Source organism: Vibrio tapetis subsp. tapetis, from assembly GCF_900233005.1.
In the GTDB taxonomy this organism is placed as follows: domain Bacteria; phylum Pseudomonadota; class Gammaproteobacteria; order Enterobacterales; family Vibrionaceae; genus Vibrio; species Vibrio tapetis.
The window spans coordinates 2,825,218-2,848,312 of the sequence record NZ_LT960611.1; the positions used below are offsets into that span (position 1 = coordinate 2,825,218).

The following is a 23,095-nucleotide window of genomic DNA, read 5'->3' on the forward strand; positions in this document are numbered from 1 at the left end:
CATGCAACTAAGCGAAGTACTTTCATTGAACTGCACAAAAAGTGCGGTTCAATGCACCAGCAAAAAACGCGCTCTTGAAATCATCAGCGAGATAGCCGCAAACCATACAGGTAGAAACTCAACTCAACTGTTTGAGTGCATGCTCAACAGAGAAAAAATGGGCAGTACCGGAATCGGGAATGGTATCGCGATCCCTCATGGTCGAATGCTAGAAGACTCACAAATTGAGCAAGCTGTCGCGGTATTAGTGCAATGCCAAAAGCCTATCGAGTTTGACGCTATCGATAACAGACCTGTTGATTTGCTATTTGCCTTGTTAGTTCCTGATGCTCAATGCAAAACTCATTTAAAAACTTTGTCGGCGATGGCAGAACGCCTCAACGATAAATGCACTTTGAAACAGCTACGTAATGCTCAGTCAGATCAAGAGCTTTACGATATCATCACCCAATAAATTGAGTTAAACCAACATGTCATCGAATAAACTGCGCCTCATTGTAATCAGTGGCCAATCAGGAGCAGGTAAAAGTGTTGCTCTGCGGGTACTTGAAGATTTAGGTTATTACTGTGTAGATAACCTTCCTGTAAGCCTGCTTGACTCATTTGTGCAAACCGTCAAAAACAGCAAACAAAACATTGCCGTAAGCATTGATATTCGTAATTTACCTCAAGACCCAAGCTTGGTGACTAACGCACTAAAAACGTTAAAACAGCACTTTGATGTTAACGTTCTTTTTCTCGATGCTAAAGAAACAACCCTGCTTAAACGCTACAGTGAAACTCGCCGAATCCACCCTCTATCACTGAGCTTGAGCAACGTATCTCTCGAGCAAGCCATTCAGATCGAAAAAGGCTTATTGCTCGACTTAAAAGAGCAAGCCGATATCGTTCTCGACAGCAGTGATCAGTCGTTGCATGAATTAAGCGAAACCGTAAGGCGTTGTATAGACGGAAGAGAAAGCAAAGAGTTAGTCATGGTTTTTGAGTCTTTTGGCTTTAAATATGGCCTACCGAATAACGCCGACTACGTGTTCGACGTACGCTTTTTACCCAATCCCCACTGGGATCCTGACCTTCGCCCGTTGACCGGACTTGACGCTCCAATCAAAGCATTTCTTGAGACTCATGACGAAGTACTCGAATTAAAATCAGAGATACAGGGCTTTGTTGAAAAGTGGCTTCCTCTGCTGCAAAAAAATAACCGCAGCTACCTCACCGTCGCTATCGGCTGCACCGGTGGAAAGCATCGATCTGTTTATATCACCCAACAGATTGGCGAACATTTCACAAAGCTGGGTCATCAAGTTCAGATCCGTCATGTCAGCTTAGAAAAGAATCATAAGGATTAGTCAATGTCAGCAAATACCCCAAGCATTCCGAAACAATGCAGCAAAACTATTTTAATTCAAAACAGGCTGGGGTTGCATGCCAGAGCTGCCGTTAAGTTAGTCGAATTAGCACAAAGCTATGACGCTCAAGTCTCGGTCAGCAATGGTGAGAAAGAGGCCGGAGCAGACAGCGTGATGGGGTTACTTATGCTTGAGTCCTCCCAAGGCCAAAGTGTGATAATTTCAGCTACAGGTGAACAAGCCGAAGCTGCCTTAACCGCAGTTTGTGAGCTTATCGAACACCGCTTTGATGAAGATGAATAAATTGCTCGTAAATAAAATCCCTCTGTTTCACGATATCTTATTAAACAAGGCCTAGAATTAGGATATTATTCAACATATTGTAACCAAGTCAATTTTAGGGGGCGAGAATGGCCGAGCAGTTAGAATTTGACCAAACTCATCAAACCCTACAAGAAGTTAGTGACGCTCTAGACAGTGGCCGCTTTGTTCATGTACGCCGTATGCTCCAAGACATGGAGCCAGAAGACATTGCCCACTTACTCGAAGCTTCTCCGCGAAAAAGCCGCGAAGTACTGTGGCAACTTACCGACCCAGAAGATTACGGTGAGATCCTCGACGAATTATCCGAAGATGTAAAAGATAACCTCGTATCCAAAATGGCTCCAGAGCGCTTAGCAGAAGCCACCGAAGGTCTGGATACCGATGACGTTGCTTATGTCTTACGAAGCCTACCCGATGACGTATCACGTGAAGTTCTGTCTCAAATGGACAGTGCCGATCGACACCGTGTAGAAACCGCGCTTGCTTACGAAGAAGACACCGCGGGCAGCATGATGAACACCGACTTTGTCACCATCCGTAGCGATGTTGATGTCGATGTTGTACTTCGTTATCTTAGAATGAAAGGCGAATTACCCGAAGCCACTGATGCGCTTTATGTTCTTGATTCAGAAGAAAAACTCACGGGATTCTTACACCTTACTACCCTACTGACCTCTCAACCCGATGTCCCTATCAGCAAGATCATGGAAACACCAGACGAAGCGCTTTCGGTCACGGCCAGTGACGCGGATGTTGCTAGCCTATTTGAGAGACGTAACTGGGTTTCCGCTCCTGTTGTCGATGAGAATAACCACCTTGTTGGCCGTATCACCATTGATGACGTTGTTGATGTTATTCGTGAAGATGCCGAGCACTCTATGATGAGTATGGCCGGTATGGACGACGACGAAGACACCTTCGCGCCTGTATTTAAATCGGCTCGTAAACGTAGTATTTGGCTTGGTGCAAACGTCTTGGCCGCATTAACTGCCGCCTCAGTATCCAACCTATTTGAAGCCACATTGCAGCAAATGGCAGCCATTGCCGTATTAATGACGATTGTTCCTTCAATGGGAGGCGTTGCTGGTAACCAAACCGTTGCCTTAGTGATCCGTGGTATCGCTTTAGGTCACATTGGTGATTCAAACAAGCGCGAACTGCTGCTTAAAGAAGGAGCGATAGGCTTCCTCAATGGCCTTCTATGGGCATTAATCATCGGTGGTATCGTTGTAGTCTGGAAAGACAGTTGGATGCTTGGCGGTATTATCTCTGCCGCAATGATGACCAACTTGTTTGTAGCCGGCATCGCTGGGGTAAGTATTCCTCTGTTCTTAAAGAAAATGAACATAGACCCAGCACTGGCTGGCGGAATGGCTCTCACAACGATCACCGATGTGATTGGCTTGTTAGTGTTCTTAGGCCTAGCTACAGTAATGATTGGATAGCGTTACAAACTACAGAATGATAAAAGCCGATGTCAGTGAAGGCATCGGCTTTTTATTTCAAGTCTTTAGCAAGTAATTACTCACCCGCGACTTTCAACGATTCCAATAAGATAGAACCAGTTTGAATTTGAGAGCGAGTTTCGATATCTGTACCCACTGCGACAATCTTCTGCAGCATGTCCACTAAGTTACCGGCAATAGTGACTTCTGAAACTGCGTACTGAATTTCACCATTTTCAACCCAGAAACCCGCGGCACCACGAGAATAGTCACCGGTGACCATGTTCACGCCTTGTCCCATCAACTCTGTTACCAAAAAGCCAGTACCCAGAGTTTTCAGCATGGCATCGAAATCTTGTCCGGTTGATTTAACAAACCAGTTGTGGATACCACCAGCATGACCCGTCGGCGTCATATTCATTTTACGAGCGGCATAACTCGTCAAAAGGTAGGTCGACAGTACACCATCCGTAATGATCTGACGATCTTGGGTGAACACGCCTTCATTATCAAATGGGCTGGAGGCTAAACCGCGGAGTACGTGCGGCTTCTCTTCAATATTGAACCAGTCTGGTAATATTTTCTCACCTAACTTATCTAATAAGAACGAGGACTTACGGTACAAACTGCCACCGCTGATCGCCATCACTAAGTGACCTATTAAACCTGTCGCTACATCCGCTGAAAACATCACAGGGTACTTCCCTGTCGCAAGGCGCTTAGCATCAAGACGACTTACTGTTTTTTCGGCGGCTTTAATACCAACAGTTTGCGGTGTCCATAAATCTTCTACGCGTCTTGAAACGGAATAGCTGTAGTCACGTTCCATATCGCCATTTTTGCTCTCACCGATAACACAACAACTCACGCTGTGACGGCTGGAAGGAAAACTCGCAAGTAAACCGTGGCTGTTCCCATAAACACGCACACCGTAATGGCTATCGTAACTCGCCCCATCACTTTGTTTAATTCGGTCACTGTAGGCCAATGCAGCCCGTTCAGCTTCAATTGCGATCTCTGCAGCGCGATCGGGTTCTGGTTGATCAGGATGGAAGAGATCCAAATCCGGAATATCTTGAACCATCAGTTCTTTAGGTGCAGGACCTGAATAAGGGTCTTCTGATGTGTAATTAGCAATATCTAACGCAGCTAGAACGGTTTGATGTATGGCTTTTTCACTTAAGTCAGAAGTTGATGCACTGCCTTTACGGTGGCCACGATATACCGTAATACCTAGAGCGCCATCACTATTGAATTCAACGTTTTCCACTTCACACATATGTGTAGAAACACTGATGCCCGTGCTTTTAGAAATCGCAACTTCTGCGGCGTCTGCGGTATCAGTTGCTAGCTCTAATGCTTTTGCTACGGCGGCTTCTAGTTCCACTCGTTGTTGAGCGATTTGCTGTTTTACATCCATACTGAAATAACTGCTGTTTAAATTTTATTTCAATAGAATAACAAGGTTTTCGCTTTCTCCCCATAATTCTTGCTAAAATAAGCGACAATTAGACACAGATAATGAAATAGGCAAGCAAATATGGCTCGTAAAAACCAAAAAGCGCCTTGGGAAGAGGAAGAGGAAATCATCTGGGTAAGTAAAACCGAGATGAAAGAAGACATGGAAGCTCTGCAAGTACTAGGCGAAGAGCTGGTAGGACTAAAACCAGCAGTACTGGATAAAATTCCATTGCGCGAAGAGCTTCGTGACGCTATCGATAACGGTCAACGCTTTAAAAATGAAGCGAAACGCCGTCAGCTACAATACATCGGAAAGCTAATGCGCTCTGAAGATCCAGAACCTATTCAAGCGGCGCTGGACAAAATTCGCAATAAGCACTCGCAAATGACGGCTGAATTGCATAAATTGGAGACGCTTCGCGACCGAGTGGTAGAAGAAGGTGACAGCGCTATCGCAGATGTAATCGAACGTTTTCCAAACGCAGATCGTCAGCGTTTGCGACAGCTTTCTCGTCAAGCGGCAAAAGAAAAGCAAAACAGTAAGCCACCAAAATCTTACCGTGAGATTTTCCAAGTGCTGAAAGGTTTGCTCGACGAAGAGCAAATTTAATCAGTGTAAATAAAAAAAGCTGCCTTAACTTGGCAGCTTTTTTATTGATTTCGAACCTTAACCAGTGCCCATAATATTATGAGCGCGGCTTATGCTCGCAATGGTTACTCAGTACCACCCACCGTAATAGCATCCAGTTTTAGTGTAGGTTGACCAACGCCGACTGGCACACTTTGGCCAGCTTTACCACAAACACCCACGCCACGGTCAATAGATAGGTCATTACCCACCATAGACACCTGCTGCATTGCTTCGATACCTGAACCAACTAACGTAGCGCCTTTTACTGGGCGAGTAATTTTGCCATCCTCAATCAAGTACGCTTCAGACGTCGAGAAGACGAATTTTCCAGAGGTAATATCCACTTGACCACCACCAAAGTTAGGTGCGTACAGCCCCTTCTTGACTGTAGAAATGATTTCTTCTGGGCTATGCTCACCAGGCAACATATATGTGTTTGTCATGCGCGGCATAGGTAAGTGTGCATAAGATTCACGACGGCCATTTCCCGTAGGTGCAACACCCATCAAACTCGCATTGTGCTTATCTTGCATGTAACCTTTGAGTACACCATTTTCAATCAGCGTATTGTATTGCCCCTCAACGCCTTCATCATCGATGTTAATTGAGCCTCGTAAATCCTTTAAGGTGCCATCATCCACAATGGTACAAAGCGGAGACGTGACTTGCTGGCCAATTTTTCCAGAAAATACCGACGATTCTTTACGATTAAAGTCGCCTTCCAACCCGTGACCTACCGCTTCATGCAATAACACGCCAGGCCAACCACCGCCTAATACAACCGGCATAGTACCTGCAGGCGCTGCATCTGCTTCTAGATTAACCAAGGCTTGACGAATGGCTTCATCAGCAAAATGATACGCTCGTTGTTCACCGGCTTCCGACTCAAGGAAATACTCGTAGCCATAACGGCCACCACCACCTGAACTGCCTCGCTCTCTATTGTCGCCTTTTTGCACTAAAACACTGACCGACAAACGCACCAAAGGCCGTACATCCCCAGCATAGGTACCATCCGTTGCAGCAACAAGTATTTGCTCGTAAACACCACTTAAGCTCACGGAGACTTCTTGAACCATAGGTTCTTTCGTTCGAATGTAAGCATCTAATTGCTTTAGTAGTTCAATTTTTTGTTGTTTCTGCAGGCTTTCAAGTGGGTTAACCGAAGAGTAAATGGTTTGGTTACTGGTGCGGTTAAATGTCTTCACTGAGCCCGTTTGGCCTTGCTGCGCAATGCCTCTTGCAGCAATAGCGCTTTGCTTTAGGCTATCCAGGCTGATTTGATCTGAGTAAGCAAAACCTGTTTTTTCTCCCGTGATGGCTCGGATACCAACACCACGATCAATATTAAAAGAACCATCTTTGATAATGGAGTCTTCTAGCACCAGCGATTCATGCCAGCTTGATTGAAAGTACAGGTCGGCGTAATCCACATCTCGCGCCGCTATAATACCTAACGTTTTACTGAGGTCTTTCTCTGTCAGGCCTGTCGGCGCTAGCAACTCTTGCTCTACTAAATTAATCGTCATTATTTGGCTCTTCTTTTAATTCAACAACAAAACGTGCATGTTCCATCACTGGCATGTCTTGTCTGATTTGTTCTGTTTGTTCCAGCGCTATATCGCATACTGCACTGGTTGGAGATTCATCTAATTCGTGAACAATGTCACCCCATGGAGACACGACCATAGAATGACCATGAGTGGTTCGTCCACATGGATGCGTGCCCGCTTGCCCCACACCTATCACCCAACACTGAGTTTCAATAGCTCTTGCTCGTAATAAAACTTCCCAGTGCGCCTGGCCTGTAACTGCGGTAAATGCCGCAGGAACAACAATTAAGTTAGCCCCTTGTGTTCGCAATTTTTGAAACAAACTAGGAAATCTAACATCGTAACAAATGGTTAGGCCACACTTTGCAAATGGCAAGCTGACCGTTGAAACAAAGTCACCCGCTGCAAAGCAATCTGATTCTCGATAGCTCTTATATGAATCAGCCACGTCTACATCAAACATATGCAGCTTACTATAGTGGCCGACTAATTCTCCCATAGGGGAAAATATCAAACTGGTTGTGGTGACGTCATTACCTGATTTTATTGGAAAGCTGCCTATATGAAGCCAGCATCCCGCTGATTTGGCGAGTGTAGCCAGTTTGGTTTGAATCTCACCACTTCCCAGAGTTTCGGCGTAACGATGGTATTGCTCTCGCCCTGAAAACAACAAGGCATTTTCCGGTGTCGTAACGAATACGGCACCTTGCTTAGTCAGTTTACACGTCTCGCGCGCAATGTATTCAAAGTTATCTTCAATGTTTGCACCCGACGTCATTTGGATCAGTCCGATTTTTACCATTGCCGCCTCCTGCGTCAATCTACTCTCGCGGTTATTTTTTTTCAGGTACCTTATAGGATCCCTTGCTTCGAGATAACTCATTTACCTGCGGTGAGTCCAACGCTCCTTTCACTTCATAACGCACTTGAGTGATCACATCAATAACCGGAGACAGTGCCGTTGTTACTGCAAACACTAAAATAGCCGTTTGAGGGGCAACAGCGAAGGCAGAGATAACAGGGATACCCGACGTTAAGTCAGGAGTAAATTCAACTTCCGCATCCACTTGTTGAGTCCGCAAGTCGGCTAGACCTCGAATACTCATATTGCCGGCCACCGCATCCATCTCAATGTCGTTAGTAACAAACACGCCATTTTCGATGACTCCAGAACCTGAAATACTATTAAACGCCATGCCTTTATCGAACACACCAGTAAAATCGAGCTGCATTTTCCTTAAAATAGAATCTAAGCTAAACAAGCCCATTAAACGAGCGGCACCGCTAACATCAGAAATAATACCACTGCCCAATTTCGAATTTATATCGCCATTTAAGGTTTCAACTTGCGGGCTCCAAGGAGAGCCAGTCCAATTTAAGGATGAATTCATCTCAAACGGCGCCTTTTGGATGCCAGAAGTAATCCCAAAACGCTCCATTAGATCAGTATTATTGTCGCCTGACATAGCAAACTCAAAATGCGACTGATTGTCTTCGTCAGATAATTTCCACCAGCCACTTGCATCAAACTTATTGGCGCCACTGCGTAGAGATATTTTGTCCCAAACTAAGCGATCACCTTGACGCTGAAAGTCCACATTCACTTTGCCAACTTTGTAACCCTGAAACCAAAAATCATCGATCGACAACGTCAGGTTAGGTAAAGTCTGATGCAAGTGACGATCAAGGGCTGTAACTAACTCTCGTGGTTTCGCTTGTTCTGGCTCGACATTGGTGATCGATTGTTCCTCGCCAAGTTGTTTGGCTTGTTGCTCATCAAGAGCAGGAACGTATATTTGCAAATGTTCTAACGCAACGGCTAAATCGTAAGGTTCCAAATAGTTGGCGCGCCCTTTGACTTCAGCACTATCAAGATCAACTCTCCACGCTAGATTTTTCTTTCGTGCTTTGAATTCCATTTCATGCCAGTCGATACCAGCAAATACTAAGGTTGGCACGCTGAGATCCACTTTAGTGGGCATTGGCAACTCAGGCATACTTAACTCGCTAACGAGCTGTTCAGGCCCACTGACTGGCCCTACGAATAACTCAAACCATTCATCTAAGTTAAATTTATTCGTCCGCACTGACATGCTGTGCCCAACGATAGGACTGGTTTTAAAAGCACCATTACCCACGACTAAGTTTGTCGCTGAAAATACCGGAGTATTGTCACTAATATCGATCTCGGCTTGATACTTAACTGCAGGTAACTGTAGTCGCCCAGAAAGCGTCTGTTGATTTCCAGAGACTTGAAGCTGAGCCTGACCTTTCTTTCCTACTTGTTGATTTAGCGGGGCAGGATACTGACTCGCTAAATACTGCATTTTCGCTTTCGCATCAATTTGGTAGGTAAATCCAACGTCATCCAATTGCAAGTCAATCCCCATCGTCCAGGGAGCATGTCCTTGAACACGTTTAACCCAGTTTTCACCCACATAAGGCGCCAATGGTTCAACTTCCCAATCACCAATTGTGTCTATATTTACCGTGTATTTTTTTCCTTCCGACTCCCCTTTAAAGTCTAAGGCGATCGATTGTTCCAAAAGCTGAGCGGTTAACCCTGACGCCTTCACCACGTCATCATCAAATTCGATACGACCAGAAGCTTGCTCTAGTATCATTTCAGGTGTTTTTATATGGATATGATTGTTGTCTAAATCGGCCCAGCCCCATGCTCGACTATCATCTCCATCAAACGGAATATTGAGTTGGAACTCAGACGTGACATTTCCTGTGACATCGATTGCCGTCAAGGCCGCACCTACCGAGTCTATCAGTGGTGTTGCCATCATATAATCACGAACATCTCGGCCTTGCGCTTTCGCTTTGGCTTCAATCTCTATATGCCCACCTTCGCCTAAATCGGGAATCCGGCCAGTAATTCGACGGGCTCTGACATCCATTAGTTGTGCGCTACGAGAATCCAAGTGCATTTCTGCATTTTGGAACAGCAAGTCTAGCTGCAAATCAGTGATTAATGGCCAGGCCGTATCAAAACCAAACTTGGCTTCTTTCAAGTTCACTAACGCTTGGAACATGCCATTGTTATCTGGATAAGGGAACTGAGCCAATTCACCAAACCACAATAGTTTCGCTGTTTTCGCCTTGCCACCTTGAATTGCAGTGGAGAGGTAATCAGTAAGATCTTGCCCTAGTGCTAATGTTGGTAAATAACGCCATGTTTCACTGACATTAAATGCGTCAGCTTCAGCATAAAATGATAGGAATGAGTTCCCTTCGTAAGGAAAATCTAGCTTGAATGCACCTAGAATTTGTAAGTCAGGTGTCGCGGCTGTTACTTTATCAGCCCAAAGAGACCAGCCTTTATCATCATGTTCAAACACGATGTCTACTTGCCCTTGCTTAATTTTCAACGGCGCTTGAAATACATCACCGTAAGGCAAGACATCATCGACTAAGTTTAATTGAGCATTAATTTGACTAGTGCTGCCTGATATCGAGGCTTGTAACAAGTGTACTTCAGGAAGGAGCTCCCACTGCTTCATATTGCCACCAGATAGCTCCGTGGAAAAACGTAAGCTTTCTAGCGAGCCTTCCATGCTGACTCGAATGTCTTCAAGTTCACCACCAAGCTCCACTTCTTCCAGCCATGACGTTAATTCTTGAGCTTGAGGAAGCCAGTGTCCTATAGGTATCAAAGTACCTATATCCAGTTCTGAAGCATTAAGAACCCAACGTTCTGGCTGCCAATTAAAGGCGACATCCAGTGATGGCCAAGAAGTATCGTCGGTACGAATACCTAACTCATGACCGTTTACCTGCCATCCATTCTCACTAGGCTTTAGGATCAGAATGCCTTTATCAATCGATAGCTGGTGATCTTTATGCTTGCTCCAAGTCAATTCAGACGGCAATAACTCAACGTAGGCATCGATCGGCTCACCTTTATCAAGAGTAAACCAGGAGTTAAAGCTCACAATACCGGCATCAATGCCCGTTTCGTTTTTGAGGTAACGAGTTAGCCAAGGCGTGACTTGCAAACTATCTGCCGCAATGAAGAACTCGCCACTGAGCTTAGATAAGTCATCCGTTTCTTCAAAATCAACTTGAACAGAGAGGCTGTTAATATCGGTATTAGCAATGCTTACTACGCCATCACCACGGTGGCGTTTATTTTGATTACGCCAATTGAGTGACTCAATATCAATTGTTTTCACTTCGCCAGTAAAGGTTTGGAAACTGACTTGAGAGTCTTCCAAAGAAAAATTAGTCAGCTGATGCAAAAGTAATTGCTGTAAGTCGAACAAAACCTCTGGGGAGCTAGACAAAGACTTTTTAGCGGGACCAAGCGTCGTGTCGCTATTTTCCGGCAACCATTGGATTTTGCTGATATCAAGGTTTAAACCACTGACACGAAGTGTAGACACGGTTGGAGTCAATTGCAGCACGGTTTGAATGAGGTCTATTTCAATCTCTACACCATCAAGGGCAATCGTTGTTTTATCCCGATCGGGAAGTACTGCTTGTAAGCCCTGTAAAGAGATAAACGGATGTGTATTGCGCCAATACCCTTGAACATCTGATATCTGAAAGTTAATGCCAGTAGAGCTACTGACCCATTGTTCTATCTCTGATTGATATTGATTCAGGCGCGGCAACGCCACCCGTAAAGCAGTAACGGTGACCGCGAGGATCACCATTACAATTACAAGGCTACTAAGTACAAACCGCCAAAAGCGAACTAGCATGGAAGTTAAACTGACCCCATTTACATCATCACGACATCAAATTGTTCTTGAATATACAACGGCTCAACTTGAATTTTCACTTGTTTACCAATGAAAACTTCTAACTCAGCAAGCGCATGGGATTCATCTCCCTCAAGAGCTTCAGCGACCGCAGGGCAAGCATAAACAACGAAATTATCGGCATCATACGCTCGGTTGACTCGAGTCACTTCACGTAAAATTTCATAACATACCGACTCCACCGTCTTCACGCTGCCACGACCTTCACAAGTAGGACAACTCGAACAGAGCACATGTTCAATACTTTCACGTGTTCTTTTACGAGTCATTTCCACTAAACCAAGCTGAGTAAAGCCATTTATGTTGGTTTTTACTCTGTCGTGAGAAAGGGCTATCTCTAATGAGGAAACAACTCGTTTACGGTGCTCTTCCGACATCATATCGATAAAGTCGATAATGATAATACCACCGAGGTTACGTAACCTAAGTTGTCTTGCGATCGCTTGAGTCGCTTCAACGTTGGTATTAAATATCGTTTCTTCTAGATTTCGTCTGCCAACAAACGCACCAGTATTGATGTCGACTGTCGTCATGGCTTCTGTTTGGTCGATGATTAAATAACCACCTGACTTCAATCCAACTTTACGCTCAAGTGAACGTTGGATTTCATTTTCCGTGTCGTACATGTCGAAGATGGGTTTATCACCCTCATACAGCTCTAAATTCTCAGTTAACTCAGGGACAAACTCAGAAGTGAATTCTTTCAGTGTTTCAAATACTAAGCGAGAGTCAATTTGTATGCGGTCTAGTTCAGTACCGACAAAGTCTCGTATTATGCGTTGTGCAAGCCCAAGCTCACCATAAAGCATGGTGCGGGTTTTATTTTTCGCACGACGCTCAATTACTTTTGTCCATAGGCGCTTTAAAAAAGCAGCATCTTGAGCGAGTTCTTTTTCATCCGCGCCTTCCGCTGCGGTACGAATGATAAAACCACCATTTTCGTCGCAGTAATCCGCAACCGTTTTCTTCAAACGATTACGCTCTTTTTCACTTTCGATTCGCTGAGACACGCCAACATGGCTTGCTCCAGGCATAAATACTAAGTAGCGAGAAGGCAGAGTGATATCCGTGGTAAGGCGAGCGCCTTTCGTGCCTAGAGGGTCTTTAACGACTTGGACAACAATATCTTGCCCTTGACGGACTAACTCGGATATATCACGAACTTGAAACTGTTTTTTCTCATTTTCAGCCACACACTCAGTGTGTGGTACGATATCGGACGCGTGTAAAAATGCAGCCTTATCTAAACCAATATCAACAAATGCAGCCTGCATGCCCGGTAAAACTCGGCTCACTCGCCCTTTGTAGATATTGCCAACAATGCCCCGGCGAGATTCACGTTCAATATGAACTTCTTGTAAGATTCCACCTACGATCATCGCTACCCGTGTTTCACTCGGTGTAACGTTAATTAACAACTCTGCACTCATGGCGCGCCTCTATTATTATTTTATAAAATTCTGTAAGAGCTGGTCTGTTTCCATTAGTGGTAATCCAACAACAGCGTGATAACTGCCATCTATACGCGCGACAAAGCGCCCACCAATCCCTTGAATGCCATAACTTCCAGCTTTATCACACGGCTCCCCGGTCTGCCAATAGTTTATCATTTCTTGGCGAGAGAGCGTTTTGAACCAAACTTGAGTTTCAACCAATACTGTCTGAGATGTATCTCGATCTTTAACCGTAACCGCCGTCATGACTTGATGCTGACGATTTGAAAGCCGAGTTAGCATCTGGATGCTGTGCTCGCAGTCGAGCGGCTTTTCCAAGACTTCACCATCGACAACCACGATCGTGTCGGATCCGATAACTACGGTATTTTCATCATGCGATAACTGTAGACCTGCTTGCGCTTTTTCTCTTGATAATCGGCACACGTAGTCAGATGCAATTTCATTCTTTTGCTGTTGCTCTTCGATATCAGGCACCACAATATCAAAAGGATGCCCTAAAAAAGACAACAGCTCTTTACGCCGAGGAGAACCTGACGCAAGCAAAAGTTTGCGATGATATGTACTCATATGGTCACTCTTCTAAGTTAGCGAATATGCCAATGACGCCTAACTCGGCGTAATAACAAAAAGACCCAAGGCCACAGTATGCAGTTAACTAAAGCTGCCCAAAGCGATAGAGGGTTAAACGTAACATCTTGAATGAGATATTCGCCTAAAAACTCTAACACTTCAGCCAATGCTGTCAGTAAACCGATAACGACCGCTTGCTGCCACAATGCCATATTGCGTAAAACAAGGAAGTTAAGTGCAACCAGATAGACGGTGATCGACATCATCATGCCGCGCACGCCTAAGGTTGAACCTATCAATAAGTCCCAAAGCAAGCCCAGTATCAACGCCGTTCCTACGTTCACTCGATGCGGCAGTGCAAGCACCCAATAGAAAACAATGAGCAGCAACCAGGCCGGGCGGAAGATCTCCAACATACCGGGCCAAGGTATCGCTTGAAATATTAGGGCGATAAAGAATGTCGCCCAAATAACCATCCGACCTTTAAATACTCTATTCGCCATCGGTCTCAGCCTCTAAATTTAAGTCGACTTGACGCCCTTCATTCGGCCAAACTAATAATAAGTATCTCAGTCTTTCAAACTCCACCACTGGTTTTGCGATGATTGAGGCAAACTGACAACGATTGTCTCGCTCTACTTCAGATACGTACGCGACAGGATAACCTTCGGGGTAACGTCCACCTAAACCAGAAGTAACCAACAGATCCCCTTCTTCGATTTCAGTGCTACTTGGAATGTGTTCGAGCTGAATCTTATCAATGCTGCCATTGCCAGAGCCAATCACTCGAATATCATTTCTGACCACTTGAACGGGAATAGAACTGTTAGCATCAGTGATCAGCAATACTCGGCTGTTATGCGCTGCGACAAAGGTAACTTGGCCAACGATGCCTTTTTCATTAATGACTGGCTGCCCTTGATAAACACCATCAATTAAACCTTTGTCGATCACCACTTGATGTCGATAAGGAGAAGAGTCTACTGCCATTACTTCCGTAACCACTTTCTTTTCATCACGTACAAACGGAGAATCTAGAAGCTTACGTAAACGCTTATTTTCTTCACGATACTGATCAAGTAAAAGCATATCGCTTTTTAACCTGAGCACTTCGCGTTTTAGTGTTTGATTGGAGGTCACCAGAGTTTCACGAGTGTGGAACCGGCCATAGACGCCGTCAAACATACTGCGAGGTAAGTTTGCCGCATATTGAATGGGTGCAACAAGGCTATTTAAAAAATAGCGTACATTTGAAAATGCATCTAAACGACTATCAGCCAGCATTAGGCTGGCTGATAGAACAATGGCAAAAAACAAACGCAATTGCAGAGAAGGTCCTCTGCCAAAAATCGGTTTCATCGCCTTTACCTACGCGGTGAACGTAAAAAAGCGTTATTCTTCACTGAATAGATCGCCACCATGCATGTCGATCATTTCTAAGGCTTTACCGCCGCCACGAGCCACACAAGTCAGTGGTTCATCAGCAACAACAACAGGGATGCCCGTTTCTTCGGTTAACAAACGATCCAGATCTTTCAGCAGTGCACCGCCACCGGTTAATACCATGCCATTTTCTGAGATATCAGAAGCAAGCTCTGGTGGGCACTGTTCTAGAGCGACCATCACCGCAGATACAATACCGGATAATGGTTCTTGAAGGGCTTCTAGAATTTCATTTGAATTCAATGTAAAGCTACGAGGTACACCTTCTGCAAGGTTACGACCGCGCACTTCGATTTCTTCAACTTCATCACCAGGATAAGCCGAACCAATCTCGTGTTTGATCTTCTCAGCTGTTGCTTCACCAATCAAGCTGCCGTAGTTACGACGAACGTAATTGATTACCGCTTCATCGAAGCGATCGCCACCGATACGAACAGATGAAGAGTAAACCACGCCATTTAGCGAGATAACCGCAACCTCTGTGGTACCACCACCGATATCAACAACCATTGAGCCAGTAGGTTCAGATACACGCAAACCAGCACCAATTGCCGCCGCCATTGGCTCGTCAATTAAGTACACTTCACGAGCGCCCGCACCAAGCGCTGATTCACGAATAGCACGACGCTCTACTTGAGTAGAACCACAAGGTACACAAACCAATACACGAGGGCTTGGTTTTAACACGCTGTTATCGTGTACTTGCTTAATGAAGTGCTGCAGCATTTTTTCAGTCACGTAAAAGTCGGCGATTACGCCATCTTTCATTGGACGGATTGCTGAGATATTGCCTGGCGTACGGCCAAGCATTTGCTTAGCATCATGACCAACAGCAGCAACGCTTTTAGACGAACCTGCACGGTCTTGACGAATAGCAACTACGGAAGGTTCATCAAGGACGATGCCTTGGCCTTTTACATATATAAGTGTGTTGGCTGTACCTAGATCGATGGAAAGATCGTTTGAAAACATGCCACGAAGTTTTTTAAACATATTCTTCGTTCATCCTGAGAGCATTAGAAGACATAAAATTGCATTAAATGTACCAATGCCTTGCGTTATCAGCAAGGCATTGGTAGGTAAACATGGGCTGAATCTCGCTTTTTCTTGCAGATTCTTTACATAAGGGCAGAAATAACCAGTTTTATTGCCCCGTCATTCGGCTTTCACCGCGGAATATCACCCGATCATTACCTCGGAATGAACCGAAGGTGACAACGGTGGAAGGGATTTCATCGCCTTTACCACGCCAATTGAAGTTAAGCCATGGTTGAGATTTATTAAACCCCTTACAATTAACTCCAGGTACTTCACTCGGTGTTTGAGACGCCGTTCTTAACCAAAGCCTCACTTGTTCACGACCAGCAGTACCTTGAGAAGCCACAAGCTTGCTTGAGCTTCCATTAACAACGTCACCACCGCCAGATAAGCGAGCCGTTGAAGACGTATTTGGCCATATGCCTAACGAACAATAGCCTGCTCCATCAAACTCAGTACCACTATCGTCTGTGTTGGTGACAAATTCATTACCGTTCCAGAATTCAGTACGAAGTGGGATTGTTAGGGTTTGGCCTACGCTTCCACCTAGGTCTTCAATAATGACTCGGCCGTAGCGAGCTTTAAGAGGTGTTGGAAATTTATCCCCCTTATGAACGGAGGAATCTTGTTTTTTCATCACCGTAGGATCAGGCAAGCCAGATTTAATCTTTATTCCCGTCATAAGATTAGAACCATCAAATGGACCATCAATACGGGTCGTTTTAGGTGACGCTTTCTCGACTAACTTTAGTAATGTAAAGGATTGTTCGTCAACTTCCAGTTCTGCATTGATCCAAGATTGTACCTCCCACGGAGCTAGCATTCGGGAATTCCAATCCGAACTCCCTTCACCGTTTGCAGCAAAAGGAAGTAACGTCGCTTTATATTCAGAGGCCAATTTGGAGTAATTAAGTGTCGCTTCATTGTCGCTATTTTGAGCTTCAGCGATAAAGGCAATTGCTATTGGTTGATCTAAATACGCAAAATCATCATGTTTACTCACGTATTCCCAGCTATTACTTTTAACGATGATGTGCTTAGGATAAAAACGACCTATCTCCCGTTTGCCGGTATCAATGCCACCCTGAACACTCTCATATCCCGTACCTTTGGCCTTTAGGGTAAAGTGCCCTACATCTGAAAAGCTCACCTCTGCAAAAGAAATGTGCTGTTTAGCCTTTCCCTCGGTATTTAGCTTCTCGGTATCAGCACCACTGAATGTACCGACAAATCCCGTCGGGAGTTCCGCTTCTAGACCCACTTTTGAAGACCATGCATTTTCGTCAAAAAAGTTTTGGGTTATAGCAAGAGAGCAAAAATCGCTGTACTTCGCTTTTTGCTGCTCCTCGTTAAGATCTTTGTTCCAAATAACAGGTTTAAGCTGAATATCAAACTCTTCTCCAGCAGCTATGTATTTGTTGCCACTCTTAGCAGTACCGTTCATTGCATGGGAGTCGGATTCACAAATCGCAAAAGTCCAAGGTCTCAATTCCACATTTAAAGTCCCCTTTAATCCAGACCATGATTCGCCACCTTCAATGTCACAGTCGAAGCCTGTTGGGCATTTGAAACTTAGATCAGAAATCTGCGACCAAATGGCTCCAGCCTCATTGAATTTCATGTAAGCACTTGCTTTACCTGAAGAAAAGTTTAGCTTCACTTGTTTATTTAAATTTGGCGTGTTTTCACCGGCTGATATCTCTAAGTTGGGATTCACTCCACCAGCAGGTTTCGTCAGTGTTGAAGCGGTATAAGTTAGTGTTCGCTCACCGCTGTAGTCAGTCACCAAGGTTTCTTGATCATTTTTGCATGCAAGGACGTTTATATCGAACTCCGTCGATTTACCCGCAATGGCACCAACGGTAGGGATATCAAATTTATACGGCGCAATGTAATAACTTCCGGTTTGAGACTGGCTAGCATCCGTTGAGAGCTGGCCTTGCATACTAAACTCACCAATTTTGGATGCTTTTAGACGAAGTTGTAGTACCCCGTTAGAAGGGCGATACTTGTTTCCACTAACATAGTGGCCGACAACAACCTCTTTAACAGACAGCTCTGCGGGGAGTGTTATCTCGATTTCACCTGGATAACTCTCTGCAACACCACTGTCTGTAAGTACTCTAAACGTTGCGAGAGGATTTTCGCAAAGTAAGAAAAACTGCTTAAGCGGGGAAAGCTCTAAAGTGTAGTTTTGCGGTGTGTCATAACAAGCATTCTGTCCCCGAATAATTGTCTTGGGATCATGAATAATGAGATTATTGCTGATCACCGATCCGCCAAAATCTCCGCCTTGGCTATTTATTGTCACTTTATCAAATAGTAAGTGAGCATTAACTAACACATTGTCTGTTTTGAAATTAAAGGTCGCGTGAGAATTGTCATTCAACGCATAAATGATGAGGTCATCCGGCTTACCATTAGGATTCACAGGAATCGAATCTTGTAATGTAATCGACTGGCTCATCAATATTCTGCTCTTCGTTCCCGCTTCTATACTGTTGGTGTTGTGATTCATAGTGAGCTGCCTGACGATCAACGTGGCATTGTTACCGATTTTCAACTTGGAGTTAGTCGCATTAAAAAACAATTGGTCAATATAAATCGTTGTATTGTCAGGCACGAGGTAAGTCACGGGATAGTTTGATAATCCAGTGTAATTAGGTTGTAATTTTCGGACATTATTGCGAAGTGTGATGACCCCATCACCATGCCCCGCCGCATGGCAGCTATCTCCCAATACGGTGACATCACAAATATCATTGTTAGTTCCATGATACTCATCTGGGCGGGAATAATTGAGAGTGGCGTTTCCTGACAACGTTGGCAGTACAACAGTAGGTAGATCAGACGTATCTACTTTCTGCCCCCCCGTACTACACACACCTGATTGACACGTTAGTGCTGAATTCGTGTTATCTGTAATTCGATCAAACGACGTCAAAACTGACGTACAGTTTTGCTCACTTGGTGAACAATGCTTACCAGCCCATCCGCCAATATAATACTTAGGGTCCTGATTTTTAGGTAATAAAGGGGCATTATTCATTATGAGCTTGGAATTACTTTTCCACGATCCCGCAGGGTACGGAAACGCTTCACACACATCAAAGTCAGGAAATGGAGTGACTGCTTCAAAGGCTACATAACCAACTTCTTCCCAAGTATGTGCGCGATTGTAGAAGTCCTCATCAATAACAAAACTGACCTGACTGTTTTCCAATACACATCGTCTTGCCCAACCACCATTGGGGCCGTTTCTTGTGACTTTATTTCCTACAACCCCTTGAGCATCAAAAGGAAGGTCATAGACGTAATCACATTCGTCAGCTAGAGCCGTCGGATTTTTTCCTTTAGTCGCTAGAGTGTACACTTCATTAGAAAAAGAGATTTTCTTTCCATCGATTGTCGCGTCAAAAGGCTCTGTTGCAATGAAACCTACTTTTTCTTTATTGTAACGGCCAACCTCCCACGATCGTGACAAATCTAAAGCCGCCCAAAAGCCTGCGTCTGTTAAACCCGAAATGGCCGCCGTCATCCAACTACCACTGTTATTATCCGATTGGACTTGCGTGATTAGTGCTGGTCTTTCATTAAACCAGACACCGTAATTCCACACGAAAGACATAGTGTCCCAGTTCCAATCGCTCGTGCTATCTAATGTGCTTCGTGTATCAAAACTTCCAGCTAAAATAGTATGCCCATTTACCGTCGCAGTCCCTTCTTCCATCGCAATGAAGGAGACACTTGTCATCTCAGTCGGTGGAAAAACCCACGGAAGGTTAGGTGGAAACACTTGCTTAACGTTGGCTTTGGTGGAAGAAATAGACTCCACCACAAGAGTAGAAGGCTGATCGAGATCTGGGAAGTTTTTGTCGATAGTAGGCATCACAGCAAGAATAGGGACAGAAGTGAATGTTTGGCCAAAGTCTATCTCACACCCGCGAGTCAAAATATCCGGGCAGTTGATAACACCAAACTTCAGTTTTGCGTTATCAACCGGAGGTGGTGGTGCATCACAACCACGTAAATCAGTCGTCACTTTCGCATCATCATCCAGTTTAATTTTCCTCGATAATAATGCACCTCTTATGCGAGACTTCTCTTTAATTTCGATCTCATCCTGTGAAATAAAGAAAGCTTTTATCTCAGCGCTATTCTTAGACTTAATTTCTATTTTATCATCATCATGAGCAATAATGATCAAATCTCCAGGAACACCACTATTAGTAATTCTCCCTTCAACCGTCAGTTCTTCCACATTGATAACTGTCGCATTATTTACAATAAGTTTAGCGTGTTCCTTAATCTCAAGCTTTTTTATCCAATAAGTTCCACCGAGAAAGGTAACTCTAGCGCTATCCTTAATTTCAACTTTTTTGAAACTACCAGAGGCAAGAGAGCCATTTTTCTTAAACTCCTTTTCTCTGTCACCGTAGCTTTTATTTGGATTAAATATGGGCTCATCCGTTCTCAAGTGCGTAGAGGGTTCACAGCGATTACGGTGACCGCAGCTATTCGAATGGTTATCTTCAATTGCCGAGAAGCCAACTAACTTTGAGTTGTTAAGATTAAGTACTTGAGCCTTATCTTTAATTTCCAATTTCGGGCTGCTTGCCGAGGTCCAAGTTTGAACACCTGTTTTGATCCTACATTCACCACCTGGAAAAGGGAATTGTGCAAAAGTAAACTGAGAAAAAAGAGCAACGGAAAGAAAACACCATTTTATCAAAACGTTCATTACTCTAACCCTCTAGCCCATACTTCTTGTTCACGTTGTACTTCAAAATCATTGGTTCCACAGACAGCTTTAGAGACCACCTTATAAAACGTCAAGTCCGCCCCTGAACCAACTTGTGTACATCTGATAACTAAACTCGTGCAGCGGTTTTCCGTATTTGCCAAAATAGTGCTCGTTGCGCCACTGCTTTTGCTCTCTAAATTAGTACATGATGCTGATATCGCACTACTTACTTCATTGAGTGGAAATAGATGAGTAAGTCCCCACTCACTTCCTGAATTCGCGACAAACCAAGCTTGAGTACCGATGACTTCGCGAGTGAGCGTATCTTGGTTAGACCATTCTAAACGCGTAAGCGTAAGCCCTAGCATCCCCATCACAACGATGACGAAAACAGCGATGATCAACACACTACCGGATTGATTTCTTTTACGGGACATTAAGCACCTGCACATCATGTTTATATTCGCTTCGCTCATCATTTTGTTCAAAAGACAGCTCTATATGAACCAAACCACCTCTAACAAGAGATGCATCTTCATATCTAAACGCCCCACTGACCACATTTTCCGCAATTTTCACAGCAGCACTTACCCCAATTTGCTTTTGAATGAAACCGTCAGTATCAATACAGTATCTAACTAGTTTATCTGGCTCGTATATATAATGCCGCCTGCCAACAGACTGACTAGGGAGTGATGACGAAACAGTATAAACATTAGCCGTTGATGTTAACGGACTCACATTTATAGATCCTGAAGAAGTGGTATCTAAATCGCTGAATTGAGAAGGGTTAACAACTAAATACTCACCGCCATTCAAAGTCGTTGGGGCGTTATCATTACCAATAACAAATTGAATTGCTGAGCTCAATGGACGTTCTACATAGAACCCAGAGTACTTAATTGGATAAAAGACTAAGCATTGATTGGTTTCATTTTTAAAACTATTAGGTACACCATGCCTTATCTCTCGAGACATTTTTTCAATAGCAAAACGGGCCTGATTTTGCAGGGCTTGGCGCTTAGCACTATCTGCATAACCTTTAGTGCCGAGTTCTAAAAAACCAGCGATAGCAAGAAACATGATAGATACCACTAATATGGTGACGATCATTTCTATCAAGGTGAATCCCAACTTTTTCATTAGAAGTTCCCCTTATAAGCAATAAAACGATACTCACCGTATTTTCCGGGATAAATAGTTAGTGTGATCTTTTTAAAAATTTCGCCACTCACTGTCTGATCTACCAGTAATCCAGCACTGTTATCATATTTAACTTCAATTTCAATTCTGAAATTTTTATAAGTTTCAGCACTAGAAATACCCAAAACATCGGTAATATTTCCGGCTTCTGGTTGGGTACACGAGGACTTGGTTGTAGACGCATACCAACACCCAATATAGTCATCAACATCATTGAATTGTGCTGGAAGCTCTGCTGGCACACCATCTGGGCCGAAATCAACTTGATCTGTACAAGCTAGCGTTGAACTTTCACCACAGCGGTCAATGCCACCATTGATATCACTATGTTCATCGAAGCTACGTGACAGAACTTCAGTCATCATACTCTGTGCCAGTGCCGACGCCCTTACTTGATAATGCGAAGAAGCAGAGTTTTCAATTTGAGGATAAAGCACCGTGGTTAATACCGTCATCGAAATACCAAGTACAACAATAGCGACAATGCTTTCGATTAGAGTGAAGCCTTTTTCTCTATAGGCAGTCATTAACAAAACCCTCACTGTTAATGCACACACTTAAGGAATCAAACGAATTCGTAATATCAATTTTATATCCGTCACCATTATTTGCCACGGGACAAGCGCCCCCTAGCAACTGGCATGAAGGCTTACCTGTAAGGTCAAATGACAGTTCCATAGAATTAGGGCTGAATGAAAAATCACCATCATTTATGTAAACGAAGTTACTGCTACCGTTACTTTCTAAACATGCACTATTTTTTGCTGACAGGCATTTTCCACCATCACTAATACTCAAAACGTAACGGTCGGGGATAGTAGCGCCAAGAAAAGTCGGATCGATATTGGACTGCATTCTGCCAAGTTGGATTTGTCTAATGACGGATATGGCCTGTTCACGAGCGGCATAAACAGAAAACTGGCTCGGGCCACTGTATTTACTTGCAGCGTAAGCAGACATAATCGCAATCAGCAAGATGACAACGATCAATTCAGTGAGAGTAAAGCCTGCGCTACGCTTGCCCAGTGACGACATACTGCTTGCCTTGGAGTAGTGATAAAATAAGCCCTTATAGGATATAAGAATTTTAGATGAGTTACCGCTA

General features: G+C 44.1%; 19 protein-coding genes. 5 read left to right on the top strand and 14 right to left on the bottom strand.

What is annotated here, in order from left to right; genetic code table 11:
• Position 1: 1 nt before the first annotated feature.
• The 4 genes from ptsN (at position 2) to mgtE (ending at position 3,118) form a co-directional block, all read left to right on the top strand.
• A complete protein-coding gene (gene ptsN / locus VTAP4600_RS12565; protein ID WP_102523105.1) occupies positions 2 to 454 on the top strand; it encodes a PTS IIA-like nitrogen regulatory protein PtsN in 453 nt (150 codons plus the stop codon).
• A gap of 31 nt (positions 455 to 485) precedes the next feature.
• Positions 486 to 1,349: an RNase adapter RapZ gene (rapZ, locus tag VTAP4600_RS12570; RefSeq protein ID WP_102523985.1), complete on the top strand. Its 864-nt coding sequence runs from the start codon at positions 486 to 488 to the stop codon at positions 1,347 to 1,349.
• 3 nt (positions 1,350 to 1,352) lie between these two features.
• On the top strand, positions 1,353 to 1,652 hold the full coding sequence (locus VTAP4600_RS12575; RefSeq protein WP_102523106.1) for an HPr family phosphocarrier protein: 300 nt from the start codon (positions 1,353 to 1,355) through the stop codon (positions 1,650 to 1,652).
• 107 nt (positions 1,653 to 1,759) lie between these two features.
• Entirely contained in the window at positions 1,760 to 3,118 is a 1,359-nt protein-coding gene (mgtE, locus tag VTAP4600_RS12580; protein WP_102523107.1) for a magnesium transporter, read from the top strand.
• 76 nt (positions 3,119 to 3,194) lie between these two features.
• Here mgtE and pmbA read toward each other — a convergent pair whose 3' ends face one another.
• The gene (gene pmbA / locus VTAP4600_RS12585; protein ID WP_102523108.1) at positions 3,195 to 4,538 is read right to left on the bottom strand and encodes a metalloprotease PmbA; all 1,344 of its coding nucleotides are present in this window, start codon (positions 4,536 to 4,538) and stop codon (positions 3,195 to 3,197) included.
• A gap of 120 nt (positions 4,539 to 4,658) precedes the next feature.
• Between pmbA and yjgA the strand changes: the two genes are divergently transcribed.
• Complete coding sequence (gene yjgA, locus VTAP4600_RS12590) at positions 4,659 to 5,189, top strand: ribosome biogenesis factor YjgA (protein WP_102523109.1); 531 nt, start codon at positions 4,659 to 4,661, stop codon at positions 5,187 to 5,189.
• 104 nt (positions 5,190 to 5,293) lie between these two features.
• Here the strand turns inward: yjgA and tldD are convergent, their stop codons facing one another.
• The 13 genes from tldD to VTAP4600_RS12655 form a co-directional block, all read right to left on the bottom strand.
• Positions 5,294 to 6,739 carry a metalloprotease TldD gene (gene tldD, locus VTAP4600_RS12595; RefSeq protein ID WP_102523110.1) on the bottom strand — a complete coding sequence of 482 codons (1,446 nt, stop codon included), beginning with the start codon at positions 6,737 to 6,739 and terminating at the stop codon, positions 5,294 to 5,296.
• Positions 6,729 to 7,565, bottom strand: coding sequence for a carbon-nitrogen hydrolase family protein (locus VTAP4600_RS12600; protein WP_102523111.1), 837 nt, complete (start codon positions 7,563 to 7,565; stop codon positions 6,729 to 6,731). The genes tldD and VTAP4600_RS12600 overlap by 11 nt, the downstream gene beginning before the upstream one ends.
• Before the next feature lie 31 nt (positions 7,566 to 7,596).
• Complete coding sequence (locus VTAP4600_RS12605) at positions 7,597 to 11,475, bottom strand: YhdP family protein (protein WP_102523112.1); 3,879 nt, start codon at positions 11,473 to 11,475, stop codon at positions 7,597 to 7,599.
• 20 nt (positions 11,476 to 11,495) lie between these two features.
• Entirely contained in the window at positions 11,496 to 12,965 is a 1,470-nt protein-coding gene (gene rng, locus VTAP4600_RS12610; protein ID WP_102523113.1) for a ribonuclease G, read from the bottom strand.
• 15 nt (positions 12,966 to 12,980) lie between these two features.
• Positions 12,981 to 13,559, bottom strand: coding sequence for a Maf family protein (locus VTAP4600_RS12615; RefSeq protein WP_102523114.1), 579 nt, complete (start codon positions 13,557 to 13,559; stop codon positions 12,981 to 12,983).
• A 17-nt stretch (positions 13,560 to 13,576) separates the two neighbouring features.
• Positions 13,577 to 14,065, bottom strand: a complete 489-nt coding sequence (gene mreD / locus VTAP4600_RS12620) for a rod shape-determining protein MreD (RefSeq protein ID WP_102523115.1) — start codon at positions 14,063 to 14,065, stop codon at positions 13,577 to 13,579.
• Positions 14,055 to 14,921 (bottom strand): rod shape-determining protein MreC, encoded by an 867-nt coding sequence (gene mreC / locus VTAP4600_RS12625; RefSeq protein ID WP_102523116.1) that lies wholly within the window; start codon positions 14,919 to 14,921, stop codon positions 14,055 to 14,057. Before mreC ends, mreD begins: the two co-directional genes overlap by 11 nt.
• Before the next feature lie 33 nt (positions 14,922 to 14,954).
• The gene (locus VTAP4600_RS12630) at positions 14,955 to 15,998 is read right to left on the bottom strand and encodes a rod shape-determining protein (protein WP_102523117.1); all 1,044 of its coding nucleotides are present in this window, start codon (positions 15,996 to 15,998) and stop codon (positions 14,955 to 14,957) included.
• Between the two features lie 151 nt (positions 15,999 to 16,149).
• A complete protein-coding gene (locus VTAP4600_RS12635) occupies positions 16,150 to 20,784 on the bottom strand; it encodes a DUF6701 domain-containing protein (RefSeq protein ID WP_102523118.1) in 4,635 nt (1,544 codons plus the stop codon).
• Positions 20,784 to 21,224 (bottom strand): MSHA biogenesis protein MshP, encoded by a 441-nt coding sequence (locus VTAP4600_RS12640; RefSeq protein ID WP_231897803.1) that lies wholly within the window; start codon positions 21,222 to 21,224, stop codon positions 20,784 to 20,786. The genes VTAP4600_RS12635 and VTAP4600_RS12640 overlap by 1 nt, the downstream gene beginning before the upstream one ends.
• Positions 21,214 to 21,930, bottom strand: coding sequence for a PilW family protein (locus tag VTAP4600_RS12645; RefSeq protein WP_102523119.1), 717 nt, complete (start codon positions 21,928 to 21,930; stop codon positions 21,214 to 21,216). The genes VTAP4600_RS12640 and VTAP4600_RS12645 overlap by 11 nt, the downstream gene beginning before the upstream one ends.
• Positions 21,930 to 22,517 carry a type IV pilus modification PilV family protein gene (locus VTAP4600_RS12650; RefSeq protein WP_102523120.1) on the bottom strand — a complete coding sequence of 196 codons (588 nt, stop codon included), beginning with the start codon at positions 22,515 to 22,517 and terminating at the stop codon, positions 21,930 to 21,932. Before VTAP4600_RS12650 ends, VTAP4600_RS12645 begins: the two co-directional genes overlap by 1 nt.
• The gene (locus tag VTAP4600_RS12655; RefSeq protein ID WP_102523121.1) at positions 22,504 to 23,025 is read right to left on the bottom strand and encodes a pilus assembly FimT family protein; all 522 of its coding nucleotides are present in this window, start codon (positions 23,023 to 23,025) and stop codon (positions 22,504 to 22,506) included. Before VTAP4600_RS12655 ends, VTAP4600_RS12650 begins: the two co-directional genes overlap by 14 nt.
• Positions 23,026 to 23,095: the final 70 nt, after the last annotated feature.